The organism is Actinomadura luzonensis (assembly GCF_022664455.2).
GTDB classification, from domain to species: Bacteria; Actinomycetota; Actinomycetes; order Streptosporangiales; family Streptosporangiaceae; genus Nonomuraea; species Nonomuraea luzonensis.
Genome location: NZ_JAKRKC020000001.1, coordinates 4,988,418 through 5,002,700, shown reverse-complemented (window position 1 = coordinate 5,002,700; position 14,283 = coordinate 4,988,418). Strand labels below are relative to the sequence as shown.

At 69.6% G+C, this 14,283-nt stretch carries 13 protein-coding genes, 1 tRNA gene and 2 pseudogenes; 10 read left to right on the top strand and 6 right to left on the bottom strand.

What is annotated here, in order from left to right; all coding sequences use genetic code 11:
* The first annotated feature begins 30 nt into the window (after positions 1-30).
* From MF672_RS23775 to MF672_RS23760, 4 genes are all read left to right on the top strand, one after another.
* Positions 31-951 (top strand): LysR family transcriptional regulator, encoded by a 921-nt coding sequence (locus tag MF672_RS23775; RefSeq protein ID WP_242371239.1) that lies wholly within the window; start codon positions 31-33, stop codon positions 949-951.
* Positions 918-1,931, top strand: coding sequence for a chorismate-binding protein (locus tag MF672_RS23770; RefSeq protein WP_242371240.1), 1,014 nt, complete (start codon positions 918-920; stop codon positions 1,929-1,931). The genes MF672_RS23775 and MF672_RS23770 overlap by 34 nt, the downstream gene beginning before the upstream one ends.
* Positions 1,928-2,758, top strand: coding sequence for an aminotransferase class IV (locus MF672_RS23765; protein WP_242371242.1), 831 nt, complete (start codon positions 1,928-1,930; stop codon positions 2,756-2,758). The genes MF672_RS23770 and MF672_RS23765 overlap by 4 nt, the downstream gene beginning before the upstream one ends.
* Before the next feature lie 170 nt (positions 2,759-2,928).
* The gene (locus tag MF672_RS23760; RefSeq protein ID WP_242371244.1) at positions 2,929-3,399 is read left to right on the top strand and encodes a hypothetical protein; all 471 of its coding nucleotides are present in this window, start codon (positions 2,929-2,931) and stop codon (positions 3,397-3,399) included.
* Here the strand turns inward: MF672_RS23760 and MF672_RS23755 are convergent.
* Complete coding sequence (locus MF672_RS23755; RefSeq protein ID WP_242371246.1) at positions 3,396-4,784, bottom strand: LVIVD repeat-containing protein; 1,389 nt, start codon at positions 4,782-4,784, stop codon at positions 3,396-3,398. The two genes, MF672_RS23760 and MF672_RS23755, sit on opposite strands and share 4 nt — an antisense overlap.
* Positions 4,785-4,865: 81 nt before the next feature.
* Between MF672_RS23755 and MF672_RS23750 the strand changes: the two genes are divergently transcribed.
* Positions 4,866-5,561, top strand: coding sequence for a DUF305 domain-containing protein (locus tag MF672_RS23750; protein ID WP_242371248.1), 696 nt, complete (start codon positions 4,866-4,868; stop codon positions 5,559-5,561).
* On the opposite strand, the gene MF672_RS23745 is transcribed toward MF672_RS23750, so the two are convergent.
* Positions 5,515-5,931 (bottom strand): SsgA family sporulation/cell division regulator, encoded by a 417-nt coding sequence (locus MF672_RS23745; protein WP_020547189.1) that lies wholly within the window; start codon positions 5,929-5,931, stop codon positions 5,515-5,517. The genes MF672_RS23750 and MF672_RS23745 overlap by 47 nt on opposite strands.
* Positions 5,932-6,381: 450 nt before the next feature.
* On the opposite strand from MF672_RS23745, the gene MF672_RS23740 reads away from it, so the two are divergent.
* Positions 6,382-6,456, top strand: a tRNA-Val gene (locus tag MF672_RS23740).
* Positions 6,457-6,502: 46 nt separating this feature from the next.
* On the opposite strand, the gene MF672_RS52210 is transcribed toward MF672_RS23740, so the two are convergent.
* The 4 genes from MF672_RS52210 to MF672_RS23720 form a co-directional block, all read right to left on the bottom strand.
* Entirely contained in the window at positions 6,503-6,667 is a 165-nt protein-coding gene (locus MF672_RS52210; protein WP_407654779.1) for a tyrosine-type recombinase/integrase, read from the bottom strand.
* 60 nt (positions 6,668-6,727) lie between these two features.
* Positions 6,728-7,603, bottom strand: coding sequence for a site-specific integrase (locus MF672_RS23735; protein WP_242371250.1), 876 nt, complete (start codon positions 7,601-7,603; stop codon positions 6,728-6,730).
* 278 nt (positions 7,604-7,881) lie between these two features.
* Positions 7,882-8,097 (bottom strand): hypothetical protein, encoded by a 216-nt coding sequence (locus MF672_RS23730; protein WP_242371252.1) that lies wholly within the window; start codon positions 8,095-8,097, stop codon positions 7,882-7,884.
* A 543-nt stretch (positions 8,098-8,640) separates the two neighbouring features.
* Positions 8,641-10,944 carry a hypothetical protein gene (locus MF672_RS23720; protein WP_242371254.1) on the bottom strand — a complete coding sequence of 768 codons (2,304 nt, stop codon included), beginning with the start codon at positions 10,942-10,944 and terminating at the stop codon, positions 8,641-8,643.
* A gap of 281 nt (positions 10,945-11,225) precedes the next feature.
* On the opposite strand from MF672_RS23720, the pseudogene MF672_RS51820 reads away from it, so the two are divergent.
* From MF672_RS51820 to MF672_RS23700, 4 genes and pseudogenes are all read left to right on the top strand, one after another.
* A pseudogene (locus MF672_RS51820) lies at positions 11,226-12,052 on the top strand (IS630 family transposase); the annotation flags it as partial.
* 72 nt (positions 12,053-12,124) lie between these two features.
* The gene (locus MF672_RS51815; RefSeq protein ID WP_308210535.1) at positions 12,125-12,325 is read left to right on the top strand and encodes an HNH endonuclease; all 201 of its coding nucleotides are present in this window, start codon (positions 12,125-12,127) and stop codon (positions 12,323-12,325) included.
* A gap of 136 nt (positions 12,326-12,461) precedes the next feature.
* Positions 12,462-12,923 carry a DUF4265 domain-containing protein gene (locus tag MF672_RS23705; protein ID WP_242371261.1) on the top strand — a complete coding sequence of 154 codons (462 nt, stop codon included), beginning with the start codon at positions 12,462-12,464 and terminating at the stop codon, positions 12,921-12,923.
* A 107-nt stretch (positions 12,924-13,030) separates the two neighbouring features.
* Positions 13,031-14,271: pseudogene (locus tag MF672_RS23700) on the top strand (IS701 family transposase).
* Positions 14,272-14,283 lie beyond the last annotated feature (12 nt).

Genomic DNA, 14,283 nt, shown 5'->3' with positions numbered 1-14,283 from the left:
TTCCACCACCGACTAGATTGCATGGCAGCCATGCTTGACGTGAATGCCTTCGACACCGCCGCGCTCCGCCTCTTCGACGAGGTCGCGAGCAGCGGATCCTTCACCGCCGCCGCCGAGCTGCTCGGCTACACCCAGTCCGCCGTCTCGCGGCGCGTCGCCGCCCTGGAGCGGGCCGCCGGCGGGCCGCTGTTCGAACGGCTGGCCCGCGGCGTGCGGCTGACGCCCGCCGGGGCCGCGCTGCACCGGCACGCCGTCGCCGTGCTCGACCGGCTGGAGCGGGCCGGGGAGGAGCTGGCCGCCCTGCACGCGGGCATGGGCGGCACGCTGCGCCTCGGCGCGTTCGCCACCGCCAACGTGGACCTCGTGCCCGCCACGCTCAGACGCTTCGCCGCCCGCCGCCCCGGCGTCGAGCTGCGCCTGATCGAGGGCCTGACCTCCCGGCTGCTGGAACGCCTGCGCGCCGGGGCGCTGGACGCCGCCGTCGTCAGCGACTACCCTGCCGGGCTGCCCGCGGGCGAGCCGGGCCGGCTGGTGGCGTTGCGCGAGGACCGGCTGCTGGTCGCGCTGCCCGCCGGCCACCGGCTGGCCGGCGAGAGCGAGCTGGACCTGCGCGACCTCGCCGGGGAGAGCTGGATCGAGGCCGCCCCGCGCGGCCAGCCGACGCTGCTGCTCACCGCGTGCGCCGCCGCCGGGTTCACGCCGCGCAGCGGGCTGCGGGTGGCCGAGTGGACGGGCAAGTTCGGCTTCGTCGCCGCCGGGCTCGGCGTGACGCTCGTGCCGGAGCTGGCCGCCCCCGCCGTCCCGGCCGGGCTGGTGCTGCGGCCGCTGCGCGGCGTGGCCCCGGCCCGGCGGGTGTACGCGGCCCTGCCGGAGGATCCGCTGCCCGCCGCGCTGGAGTTCGTCCGGATGCTGGGAGAATGGGAGACGTGTACGACGGTTTCGCCCACTTAGGTCACACGCTCGCCACCGGTCTGCGGGACGTGACCTCCGACCTCGCCGCCCTCGACGGCGCGGGCTGGTGGGCCGTCGTCGTCGACTACGAGGGCAAGGTGACCTGCGCCCGCTTCGACCGGGTGCGCCGCGCGCCGCTGCCCCGCCCGGCCGCGCCCTGGCACGGCCCGCGCCCGGAGGAGTGGCGCAGCTCGCTCGACCGCGACGCCTACGAGCGCGGCGTGCGCGCCATCCGCCGCCACATCGAGCGGGGCGAGGTCTACCAGGCCAACCTGTGCCGCATCCTCACCGCGCCCCTGCCGCCCGGCGCCGACCCGCTCGCGCTGGCCGCCCGGCTCGCCGCCGGCAACCCCGCGCCGTACGGCGGCGTCGTCCGCGTCCCCGGCCTCAGCGTGGTCACCGCCTCGCCCGAGCTGTACCTCTCGCGCGACGGCGACGTCGTCGAGTCCCGCCCGATCAAGGGCACCGGCGCGACCGCCGCCGACCTGCTGGACAAGGACTACGCCGAGAACGTCATGATCGTCGATCTGGTCCGCAACGACCTCGGCCAGGTCGCGGACGTCGGCTCGGTCGAGGTGCCGGAGCTGTGCGCGGTCGAGGAGCACCCGGGCCTGGTCCACCTCGTCTCGACGGTGCGCGCCCGGCTCGCGCCCGGGGCGGGCTGGCCGGAGCTGTTCGCGGCGACGTTCCCGCCCGGTTCCGTCACGGGCGCCCCCAAATCGTCCGCGCTGCGCATCATCAATGAGCTCGAAGCGGCCCCGCGCGGCCCGTACTGTGGCACGGTGGGCTGGGTCGACGCCGACCGGGGCACGGCGGCGCTGGCCGTGGGCATCAGGACTTTCCAGATCTCGGCAGGCGAGATCCGGTTCGGCACGGGAGCGGGCATCACGTGGGGCAGCGACCCCGCGCGCGAGTGGTCCGAGACCGAGCTCAAGGCAGCCAGGCTCATCGCCCTGGCATCACAGGAGGAATCTGCATGAACATCCCTGTCTGGGTCAACGGGGAGCTGATCGACCCCGCGCAGGCCACCGTCTCGGTCTTCGACCACGGGCTCATGGTCGGCGACGGCGTGTTCGAGACCATCAAGATCGTGAACGGCAAGGCGTTCGCGCTCACCCGGCACCTCGACCGGCTCACGCTCTCGGCCCAGCGCATGGACCTGCCCGAGCCCGACAACGCGGCCATCGCCGGCGGCATCGCCCGGCTGCTGGAGGCCGCCCCCGCCTGGCCGCTCGGCCGCATCAGGGTCACCTACACCAGCGGCCCCGGCCCGCTCGGCTCCGACCGCGGCACCGAGGGCACCACCACGGTCGTCATCGTGGACGAGCAGAAGCCGTTCCCCGCCACCGCGAACGTCGCCGTCGTCCCCTGGCCGCGCAACGAGCGCGGCGCGCTGTCCGGCGTCAAGAGCACCTCCTACGGCGACAACGCCAAGGCCCTGCTGCACGCCAAGAAGCGCGGCGGCGGCGAGGCCGTCTTCGGCAACCTCGCCGGCAACCTGTGCGAGGGCACCGGCTCCAACGTCTTCGTCGTCCTCGGCGGGCGGCTGCTCACCCCCACCCTGGAGGCCGGCTGCCTGGCGGGCGTCACCCGGGCGCTGGTGCTGGAGTGGTTCGGCGGCGAGGAGGCCGACGTGCCGCTGTCGGCCCTGTACGAGGCCGAGGAGGCGTTCCTCACCTCCACCACCCGCGACGTGCAGCCGATCAGGCTCGTCGACGACACCGAGCTGCCGGTCGCGCCCGGCCCGATCACCACCAAGGCCATGCGGGTCTTCGCCGAGCGCTCCGCCGCCGACCTCGACCCGTGACCGGCCGGCCCCGCCCGCGCGGGCGGGGCTCTGGATTCTTTCTACATTTCCGCATATCCGGGGCGGAGAATCAAAAAACGGAGTTACGATCCCCGCGACAACGCCCATCGAATATTGGTGAGTTTCAGATGAGTGGGGATGGCGGCGCACCGCTGCCGCCGATTTCTGAAATGGGGGCGGTCGTCACGGTGGAGCGCGTGCTCGCGCGCACGCCCGCCCTGGCCGTCCTGCTGCCGATGATCCAGGTGTACGCCACCGGATGCCTGCTGAACATGGACGTCGTGGCCCGCAACGCCGCCGCTCCGCGCGGCCTGGCGCTGCAGCTCGACTCGGCGTTCTCCGGCGAGGAGAGCACGTCGCTGCACGTCGTCCTGCGCTATCCGGACGGCTCCGAGGTGGCTTCCGGAATGGACCACAATTGCGCGCCGCCGCACCTTTCCTGGTTCCCCGGAGGGGTGCGGGGCGACGCGTCGTTCACGCTTTATCACATGCCGCTGTGGCTGTTCCCGCTGCCGCCGCCCGAGGCGTGCGTGCTGACCGTGGAATGGCCGTGGGCGGGCATCCCGCCCGAGGCCGTGCCGCTCGACGGCGCCGCCATCGCCGGGGCGGCGGCGCGGTCGGGGCCCGTGCTGCCGCCCTAGTAGCTCTTCTGGGTCTGGACGTTGAAGTCGGCCATCTCGACCTTCTTCGCCGGGTCGGTGAGCGGGTCGTCGATCTCCAGGACGTCCAGGCCCTCCGTGATGTCGCTGGAGTAGATGTAGCCGTTGTAGTAGTAGGCCGACCAGGAGCCCGCGACGGTGGGCGGCTGGTGCGGGCCGCGCTCGAAGAAGCCGATCTCCTTCGGGGCGGCCGAGTCGGTGAAGTCCCACACGGACACGCCGCCCTGGTACCACGACTGCACCATGATGTCCTTGCCCGGCACCGGGATCAGCGAGCCGTTGTGGGCCACGCAGTTCTCGTCCCGCTGCTGCTCGCGCGGGATCTTGAAGTAGCCGCGCAGCTCCAGCTTGCCGTTGACCAGGTCGTAGACGGCGTTCGCGCCCTTCGTGCGCGGCGTGTTGCGGTCGCAGGTGGCCTGGCCGCCGCCGCCCAGCTCGTCGCTGAAGACGACCTTGGTGGCGTCGTTGTTGAACGTCGCCGAGTGCCAGATCGAGAAGTTCTGGGTGTCGGTGAGCTGCTGCAGCACCTTCGGCCGGACGGGGTCGGCGATGTCGAGCAGCACGCCGTCGCCGAAGCAGGCGGCCGCGGCCAGCTTCTTCTCCGGGTAGGCGGTGATGTCGTGGCAGCCCGAGGCCAGGTCGGAGTGCTGCCGCTCCGGGAAGATGTCGGGCTTGGCCACCACCCGCGCCGACTGGGGCGCGCTCATCGGGATCTCCACGATCTGGATCAGCTCGTGGGGCGGCGGGCAGGTCCGCGAGTCCGGCTCGGGGCCGGGGGAGGAGACGTAGACGTACAGCGTGTCCCCGGCGGGGACCATGGTGTGGGTGTGCGAGCCGCAGTCGGTCGCGACGGCGCCGACGTAACGCGGGCTCTTCTTGTCGCTGACGTCGAAGATGCGCAGCCCCTCCCAGGCCCGCTCGTCGTCGTCGGCGTCGCAGCCCGGCCCGGACACCGGCTCGTCGATGGACAGGATCAGCAGGTTCTCGTACACCGAGACGTCGTTCTGCTGGCCAGGGCAGGCCACCTGGGCGACCCGCGCCGGCTTGGCGGGCTCGCTGATGTCGTAGATCGAGAAGCCGCCGAAGTTGCCCTGGAACAGGTAGTCGCCCTGGAAGGCCAGGTCGGTGTTGATGTCGTCACGCCCGTCGAACGGGGCCGTCCGCGGCAGGTGCGCGACCTGCTTGACGTTGTCGCTGGTGGTGACGCCGTCCGCGGCCGTCGAGGGCGCGGACGTGCTGTTCGGAGCGCTGGTCTCCTGCTGTGAGGTGGCCGGCTCCCCTGAGGCCGGCGGGCCGCCCGCGCACGCGGTGGCCAGCAGCACAACCGCCGCGGCCGACACCGCTCCGCGCAACGTGGCAGAGATCAACGCGCATTCCCCTTTGTCTCGTAGCTCACTATGGAAGCTATGTCAGCAGGTTCGCAGCCGCGTACGGCGTTTATCACAGTTATGGCGAGATTGGTGCTCGTCATCGTGACGGCCCTGGGCCTCGCCGGCCTGGCCGCGTGCGCCGCGGAGCCCGGGCGGCAGGCGTCCCCGATCGGCACCGGGGCGCCCGTCCTCGTGCCCGGCAGCCCCGGCGCGCCCGCGCGCACGGCGACGCCGGGGGAGCGGGTGGGCCGGACGCCGCGCCCGACCGTGGCCGCCGACGTGCGCTTCGCGGAGGCGATGATCCCGCACCACCGCCAGGCGCTGGAGATGACGTCCCTGGTCGAGGCGCGCACCACGACGACCGTCGTGCGCAACGTGGCCCGCGCGATCACCGCCGCCCAGACCCCCGAGATCAGGGCCATGACGAGCTGGCTCGCCGAGCTGGGCCGCCCGGCGCCCGCCGCGCACGAGCACGGCGCGGCGGCCACCGGCTACGGGATGGCGAGCGAGGAGGAGCTGACCGCGTTGCGCGCCGCCCGCGGGCCCGCCTTCGACCGGCTGTTCCTGCGGCTCATGACGCGCCACCACGAGGGCGCGGTGAAGATGGCGGGGGAGGAGCTGGCCGGGGGCCGCGACCACCGCATGCGGCTGCTGGCCCGCGACGTGTACTCAGGGCAGAGCATCGAGATCGCCCGCATGCGCACGGCCCTGGAGTCGCTGCCCGGGGTCAGGACGGCCAGAGCATGTTGGTCAGCTCCGCGTCCAGATCCATGAAGTCGGTCTCGCGCCCCGCCGGCACCTTCTCGTACGTGCGGTGCAGGAACTCGGTGAGCGGTGCCAGCGGCACCTCGAACAGGGCCTGGCCGAACGGGGACGTGAGGCTGATGTGGAGCGTGCGCTCCCCATCGGCGCGTGCCGGCCAGACCTGCACGTCGCCGTCGCCGACACGCCTCACGATGCCCACGGTCAGCAACTCGCGGGCGAAGATCCACTCGACCGGCTCGTCATTCCCTACGTGGAAGGCCATGCGGATGGCGTAAGGGTCGTCGGCTGTGTAGCTCAGTCCGGCGAGCAGGGGGACGGTAGTACGGTCGGGGACCACAAGCCGAAGGCCAAGCTCGGCGGAGACGGTGGTGCTGTTCATCGTCAGCCAAACCTTTTCGTCGTAGGTCCCCTCTTCGGGGCTTTCACTGCTCTGACGGACTTCGTCCTGAGCTATGACGCGGAACGAAGAAACCTGTAGGAAAGATTCCGCCTCAGGGGCCTTCTGTAACGCACATCACAGCTGGACATTTAGGCATCTACCTGGCTAAACGGCATCTACCGGGTCGCATTTGCAAGGGTTTTGCGTGCTGTCGAGCCTGCCCCGGAACGGCCGGCCATGAACGTTTCTCAGGAAAGATCGCGACCGCCGCCTTCCGGGACACGACGATGGTATGTCACCGACCCCCGTCGCCGGTGGGCAACCGCCGCCTTTCACCCTGAATCCCTCCCCCAGCCTCCCCCCGGCGCCCCCACCCGATCGCTTCGCTTCGCCAGCAGGTGCCAGAGTGCGGTATGGTTTTCCCGTCGGCGCCGCGAGGGGCCGGCAGGAGGGCGATTAGCTCAGCGGGAGAGCGCTTCGTTCACACCGAAGAGGTCACTGGTTCGATCCCAGTATCGCCCACCAGGCAGAACGCTCCCAGGAGAGGTCTTCTCCTGGGAGTTTTCCGCTTCTACCGGACATCGTGCGTTGCACGTGCGTGATCATTTTGAGCGGACCGCGCACGCCGCACCACGTCGTGCGCCCCCGGGGTCAAGTGAGCGTAACGCTGCGTAGTGCGAGGATCTTCGTGCCCCAGCAGCATTTGTACTTCGTGAAGGCTCGCACCCGCTCGCACCAACTACGACGCCGCTGTGTGCCGCATCACATGCGGCGGCCACCTCGGGACCATGTCAGCCTACACATCACAGAAGTCCGGGCGGCTACCCGGCGGCTCGTCCGCCCACGGCGAATCCTGCGACGGCCGATGCCCGCACACCCGCGCCCGCCCCACCGCCGGATACCACACCCTGTCCCGCCAGTTACCGTCGTCGATCGGCCCGCCCTCCGGCGCCGGGAACACCAGTCCCGGGCACGGGCCGCGGCCCGGCCGCACGGTGCCGTCCTGCAGGATCGTCGGACACGTGCAGCCGACGGCCCACGCCGTCTCCGACACCAGCGGCGCCCAATGCTCCATCACCGCCGGCGGCACCGGCACGATCAGATGGCTCATCTTGCTCTTGGGGTAGGGCCGTAGTCCGTGCCGGGTCATCACGTGCACGACCGCGATCTGCTGTCGGATGACGTCCACCTGGTCGACGTGCAACCCGAAGATCTCGCCCTGCCGCAAGCCCACGTCCATGCCGAGCTCGACCAGCAGCCGCGACCGAGCCCCGGATCGCGCCTTCACCGCCCGATACAGGGCTTCGGCCTGCCGGTGCTCGTAGAACTCGACCTCGCCCGGCTCGGCCTTCGGCAGCGGCAGCCGCTCGAACGGGTTGTGGTCGACGAGCGGCGGCCGTGCCTGCATGGCCATCTTGTACAGGGCGGTCATGACGAACGCGATGTCGTGGATGGTCCGCGGCGCCAGCAGCGGGGCCGGCGCGTCGCTGGCCTTGCCGGCGTTGCGGCGCCGCGTCGATCGCAGCGCTTTCGCCCAGGCGACCGCGTCCTCCCGCTTGACCGCGTCCTCCCGCTTGACCGCGTTCACCGGCCAGTCGCCCCAGGCGGGCTCGCCGTGGGTCGCCCACAGCGACGCCTGCTTGTCCAGGGTGGACAGCTCGCCGCCGCCCAACTCCAGGCACTTGGCGTACGTACCAGTCGCGAATCGGGATCTCGCCGGCGCGCGGGTCGTGGACTTCGCCGCGCGCGTACCTGTCCTCCAGGTTCTTGGCCCACGCCTCGACGACCGACTTGAGCCGGTTGGTTTCGGCGACTCGCCGGCCGTCGGGTTCGTAGACGGTGGCCTGCCAGGATCCCGAGGGCAGGCGCCGGTAGTAGGCCATCACGCGCCTCCGCCTGTGGTCGGGCGACTGGCGTGGATCTGTCGAGGGTGGGACATGAGGAGGCTCCTTAGCGGCGCAGGAGGCACACCTCGACCCCGACCAGCCCGCCGACGTTGACGTCGAGGTCGACCAGGCCGCCGCAGTCCCGCGCCGGAGCGGGGGCCGGCTCGAGTTCCGGTTGCGGATCGGGCGCCTTGGTGATGGGCGGCGGGGTGCGTTGGTGCGAGCTCAATCCGCTGTAGGCGTGGTCGGGGATCGCGCGGAGGTGCTGTCCGTGGCTCACGGCCGGGTCTCCTCTCGCTCTTGGCCACAGGCCTTCCGCTGTCGGCCTGCGACCCGCTGCTGGTGCTCTTGCGGCGCTCAGGCATCTCCTGGCGTGTGGACGCTTGGTCGGTCGAGTTCGGACCGGACGGGTGCTTGGTGGGGTAGACGCGTTCTGGCCGGACCGCGGCCGTCTCCACCGTGTCGCCGCTGGGGCGGCTGCAGACCCCACTGGCGGCACCATTCATCGATATCAGCGTCCAGAGGCAGGGCGCCGTCGTCACCCAGGTGGCTCCAGGGCCAGTAGGAGCCCGCCGCGATGCGGGTCATCTGCTCGTCGCGGAGGATCTCCAGGGCGGCGGGTATCAGGGCGACGTAGAGTTCGTATCCCTCGTCCGGCTGCCAGACCGGTAGATCCTGGCCGATCCAGCAGGCCGGTTGATACCGGCCTCACCCGCGCTGCTCGGTGCCCGCACCGCGCCACCGCGATCGTGCAGACCATCCGCGTCCTGCAGCTCGTCCAAGAAGGTTGCTACTCAGAATGAAAAGCTCACAGTTCGGGGCGTTACAGGGTGAGCGGCACGGTCACGAGAAGGTCCTGATCGTCCCCATGCCTGTCCATCCAGGCGAGCACCGGCCGGTCGCGGTCGTCCAGCGTGACGGTCAGGCCATGGTCGCCACCGCCCCGGATCGTCGTCACCGGGGTACGTGTGCAGCGTGTTCCTGTACACGTGGCGAGGATGATCTGTTTGCGCCCTAGCTCCTGGAACGCCACCGACGCGCGTCCCGCCCGATCCACCACCATGGCCAGCCCCGCGGGACGCTCGTCAGGTGAGGTCAGCGTGGCAGTGTCCGCCTGTGAGCAGGTACGGGTACGGCAGTCGAGCAGCTTGATCCCGTCCTCGGCCCCGTCGTCGTAGGCGATCAGCGGACGGCCGTCCGCCCGGATGGCCATTTCGGCGTGGGGCCGGTCGCCACGGTCGAACGGGTAACCGGACTGGCTCTCCCCGACGGGCTGCTCGACGCTCGCCCTGGTGCAGGCGGGGTCACCGCAGGAAACCAGGTGGATGGCACCGTTGTCCTGATCCAGGCGGAGCACGACAGGGCGGTCGTCATGGGCGACGGCGGCGATGATGTCGCGTCCGCCACCCGTACGCGTGTTCACGGGGACCTTGGCGACCTTCCTCATGCGTGGACGGGTACACGCCGGATCGTCGCAGGTGGTGAGCGAGAGCTCCTCCTCATCGGCGTCACTCCCCGCCGGGAGCCCGTTGAGCTGGGCGACCACCAAGCCGCCGGCCGGCCGTGCCGCCAACGCGAGCACCTTGTTGCGGCCGCCCCACCCCACCTCCGCCAAAGGCTTGCCGCCCGGAGCCGGCGCACACGCCGTCGCATCGCAGATCTGCAGCCCGAGCCGGGCGCGCCAGTTCTCGTCGTAGACGTATCGGTACTGCTCGTCGACCGCCCACGTCGTCACGGCGACGCGCCCGTCCGCGAGCTGGGCGCTGACCGCCGGCCCCTCGCCGTCCACTGCGGGCGGCTCGGCCCAGAAGAGCCGGGGGCGGGCACAAACGATGTCCGCGCAGGTCAGCAGCTTCGCCTCCCTGGAGTCGTCCAGGAGCATGACAAGATGTCCGCCCGGCCCCGCGTACAGGGCGCGCAGGTCCGATGAACCCAAGCTCGGTCGCGGCGATCGGCCGTCCACCTCGGGCACCTCGTCCCCTGAACCGTGGGGCAGGTTCGCCGTGACGGTGGTCTCGGAGACCTCCAGCCAGCCGAGCGGGTTGACCAGCGCCGCGCCCCCGTATAGCAGGCTCGGCGCGAGGAACGCCGCAAGCACCAGAACGGGACGGACCCGACGTGGCGCGCTCGGCGGCAGCTCATCGGCGATCTCCCTGAGCTCGGCGATCATTCCCGCGAGCGCCAGGCGGTGCAGGAAGAGGCGAGCGATCACGCTTGCCTGGAACGGCACAGCGAGCAGGCCGAGAACGAAGGCTGTACCGACCTGCAGGACGGGCGCCGTGGACGTGGCCCACTGCAGGACCTGCTGGATCAGCGCAGGAAAGAGCACCACGCCGAAGGCCAGCGTGAGGGCGGTCGCCCAGGGGGCGTTGAACGTCAGCCGGTAGGCGAGCGCGAGCGCGCTTCTCGCGGACCGCCGGCCCAGCACGACGCCCGGCACGGCCAGCAGGCACGGCAGCGAGAACAGGAGCAGCAGAACCGTGGCGGCATAGGCCGGGACCTGCGCCCCGTTCCACATGAGAATGCCGAAACCGGCTGACAGATCCGCCACGATCACGACCACGCCGACCAGGACCAAGGCCAGCATCGCGGGCCAGCGCCGGGCCGCGGCCCGCACCGCGGCCAAGGCGGGGACGTTCCTGCCGACCAGCCGCCCAGCGGCGATCATGGTCGTCGCAGGCAGCACCACCATCTGCCCGGCCACCGTGGCGGCCAGCACCGCCGCCGACCACCTCAGTACCGGCACGCCAGGTGAGCCGATGAGGTCGAATCCGCCGTTGACCAGCGCTACCGACCCGTCCAGGATCGCGACCAGCGCGGATGCGGCGACCATGCCGAGGGGAAGGAACACCAGCAAGGCCGGCACCGACAGCCTGACCAGGTTCCGCGCCGTGAACGCGTACGCCAGCCAGACCACGCCGAGCCGCCGAACGTCTTTCCAAGCATTCGCGTGTCGATCATTCTCCGGGCCGAGCATCCGCCCCGCCGGCTGTCCCTCCGCTTCAGGCGTTGTGCCCGCTCCGCTTCCGCGACCGGGATGTTCAGGGCGCAGCAGCAGGAACTGCACCCAGCGGGCCCGCGCCAGCCCGGTTCCCCACCTGGCGATCAGTTGATGGGGCATGGACATGAACGCCTCCAGCGGGACATGGGTGGCCCATGAGCCTAGAATCCCCGCCAGCCGTGAAACGGGCCGAAGACTGACTCGGCATCGGAGTGAACCCGGCCCCTCCGCCTTGTGGCTGAGGTACTCGTGTTTCCGGACAGCTTCCGCTAAGCGCGTATCCAGAAGTTCTGCGCGTAACGGGACGTGAGATCGTCAAGGCGGACAGGCGTTAACAGGGTCCTCGCCGGGGGTTGGATCAAGGTTGCTCAGACCGTCTTTCCCGCCCCGGCGAGGTCGTGGTCAGTATGCGCCCTCCTGTCGTGTTCGCCAATGCTCCGGACGCGTCGATCGAGCAGCTACAGGCGGCCTTACGCGCCCGCTGGTGGCAGGCGACGCGGGCGGTGATGGTGCTGTTGTCGCTGCACGGGCTGCCGGCGGCACAGATCGCTGACCTGCTCGGTTACGATCCGGGCACGGTGCGCCGCTGGATCGGGCGATTCAACCGGCTGGGCGTGGCGGGCCTGGCCGACCGTCCCCGTCCCGGACGTCCCCGGCGCGATGGCAGGCGCAGCGTATCGCCGCGCTGCTGGCTCGGCCGGGACCATGGACGATCCCCCGGTTGTGGCGGTACCTGAACCGGCCCGCCCTGAGCCACCGCACGCTGTATCGGCGGGTGCGGCTGGTGGCCATCTGGCGGCGCCCGAGGCTGATCGCCAAGGGCGACCCGGACCGCTGGCGGGTCCTGCTCGACCTCACCGCCCGGCTGCGTGCGCTGCCGCGCGGCGCGATGGTGTGGGCCGCCGATGAGACCCACGTGCACTGGCTGTCGCATGTGCGGGCCAGCTGGACGTTGCGCACGCATCGCCCGGAGGTTCTCACGCCGGGCAAGAACCGGCAGGTCACCGTGCTCGGCGCGCTGGAGTTGACCACCGGTCGGTGGGTGTATCGGCTGGGTCGCCGGCGCGCGGCCGACTTCCTGCTCCTGCTCGATCAGGTGCTCGCCGCGTTCCCGGCCGCTCCGGCGGTCGTGGTGATCTGTGACAACGACAGCATCCACCACGCCAAGGCCGTCAGCGCCTACCTGGCCGAGCACCCTCGCCTGAAGCTGCTGTACGGATCCAGCGGAGGGCCAGGTGCAGGAAAGAGTATTCCTGCGGACATATTGCGCGATTATGATGTCGGCGTAAATGCCCGTCCCGGAAGTGTGGGACCGCTATGTTCTTGGTGTCGAACGAGCCCGGCAACAAGCATCGATCATGTTCATCCGAGAGTTCGCGGAGGCGACTTGACGGATGCAAACACGGCACCCGCTTGCACGTTCTGCAATAGCTCCAAAGGTTCTCGGCCGCAACCTGTGAATCCTCCCCCGTATTACGTGGGCCCCTTCCTGTCGCCATGGTGGTGACAGGAAATGAATGAATAGTCTAAGGTAGAGTGGCCAGTTGCCCGTTGGCTCAACGGGCAACTGGCCATAGTCGATTAGCTGCGAGGAGCGCACTGTGGGTGCTACTGAACCTAAGTTTCTCGTGCATGATGCCCCAGTGAAGGTGGCCAAGCAGAATTATATTGCGCGCGTTGATCTCGCACCATTCGGGTTTCCTGGCCTGTTTGAGCAAATATGGCTAGGCGATCTGGGTGGTGGAATGTATGAAGTCCGATGCATTCCCTTTCGAGTTTACGGACTTGCCCTGGGGGACATAGTTGATATATCTTCCGACGGGTCGTTGATTAGTTCACTAGTGCGCCCATCGGGGCGAAAAGTCCTTCGCGTTCTACTCATCCCATCGCTTGGAGCTGAGCGCCTCTCTACCGTTATAAATTCAATTAATATGAAGATCGGTGAGGCTGACCTTCTGTTTGAGTGGAGCGGAGATCGACATGTAGCCATAGATGTTCCCGCAGATATAAATGTCGATGACCTGATTGGCCTTGTAAGCGGCTATGTCGAACGAGGAGAAGCTTTCTGGGAATGGGGAGACGCCGAACCATTCAGGGCATCGTGAGGGTCTAGTACTCCAGCCGCACTTCGACATTCTGGCTGGTCGAAGCCCCGAACGTGACACGGCCATCGCCGAGACCTGGGGTTGTGAAGCTCCAAGGTGATCGGACGATGGCCGTGTCGTTCGCGGTAGCTCAGGCCGGCCCAGCGTGTTGGGACGATGCACTGGATGAGTTGTTCTCCCAGGTGCTGGCACCGTCCTTCGGACGGCGCGAGCCGCGGTCACGGGCACGGGCCTGCCTGGACGGGCTGCTGAGCGATCTGGAACGGAAGAACGGCTGGTCGCTGGCCGAGTACGCCGGGGACGCCTGTCCCGATGGGCTTCAGCGACTGTTCAACCACGCCCGATGGGACGCCGACCAGGTCCGCGATGCACTGCGGGCGCAGGTCGGCGAGCGATTCGGTGACCTGGCGGGGGTGCTGGTGATGGACGACACCGGGTTCGAGAAGAAGGGCACTGGCTCGGCAGGAGTGCAGCGGCAGTACACCGGCACCGCCGGGAAGATCACCAATTGCCAGATCGGCGTGTTCGCGTCCTACAGTGCATCCAGCGGGCGGCGGGTTCTGATCGACCGGGAGTTGTACCTGCCAGCGCCTGGTTCGCTGCGCCGCACCGCCTGGCCGAGGCCGGGGTGCCGCCGGGGGCGGTCTTTGCGACCAAGCCCGAGCTGGCCTGGAAGATGATCGAGCGGGCCGCCGGCGATGTGCTGCTCAGCTTCGGCTGGGTCACCGGCCATGAGGCATACGGCGACAATCCGGTCCTGCGTGAGCGGTGCCCCGGCCGTGGCCTGAACCAGGTCTTTGCGGTCTCCTGCGACCATCCGATCACTGTGGCCGGCGCCAAGACCCGCGCCGGCCGGGCTGTCGCCGCCCTGCCCGTCTCAGCTTGGCAGCGCTACTCCTGCGGTCAGGGCGCCAAGGGGCACCGCTTCTACGACTGGGCCTGGATCACGCTCGGCGAGCACGGCTCCCATGACTGGCTGCTGGCCCGCCGCTCGATCAGCGACCCCTGCGAGGTGGCCTACTACCGGTGCTGGTCCAGCGGATCAGTCGCCCTGACCGCCCTGGTCCGCGTGACAGGAGCCCGATGGAGCATCGAGGAGTGCTTCCAGGCCACCAAGAACGAGGCCGGCCTCGACCGCTACCAGGTCCGCAAGCACATCGCCTGGTACCGGTACGTCACCTTGGTCATGGTCGCCCACGCTCACCTGGCGTTCCTGTCCGGCTCGATGACCGCTCCGCCCACCACACAGGGGGCCCACGGGCGGACAATCACCGCCGGAGCCCGCAAACCCCACCGGCCCGGACGAGTCCCAGCACCTGATCCCGCTCACCGTCAACGAGATCCGTAGTCTCCACACTCG

Coding starts and splice junctions, on each gene's coding strand:
- MF672_RS23770 (WP_242371240.1), top strand. CDS start 918: ATGGGAGACGTGTACGACGGTTTCGCCCACTTAGGTCACACGCTCGCC.
- MF672_RS23760 (WP_242371244.1), top strand. CDS start 2,929: ATGGGGGCGGTCGTCACGGTGGAGCGCGTGCTCGCGCGCACGCCCGCC.
- MF672_RS23720 (WP_242371254.1), bottom strand. CDS start 10,944: ATGTCCATGCCCCATCAACTGATCGCCAGGTGGGGAACCGGGCTGGCG.
- MF672_RS23775 (WP_242371239.1), top strand. CDS start 31: ATGCTTGACGTGAATGCCTTCGACACCGCCGCGCTCCGCCTCTTCGAC.
- MF672_RS23765 (WP_242371242.1), top strand. CDS start 1,928: ATGAACATCCCTGTCTGGGTCAACGGGGAGCTGATCGACCCCGCGCAG.
- MF672_RS23750 (WP_242371248.1), top strand. CDS start 4,866: ATGGCGAGATTGGTGCTCGTCATCGTGACGGCCCTGGGCCTCGCCGGC.
- MF672_RS23745 (WP_020547189.1), bottom strand. CDS start 5,931: ATGAACAGCACCACCGTCTCCGCCGAGCTTGGCCTTCGGCTTGTGGTC.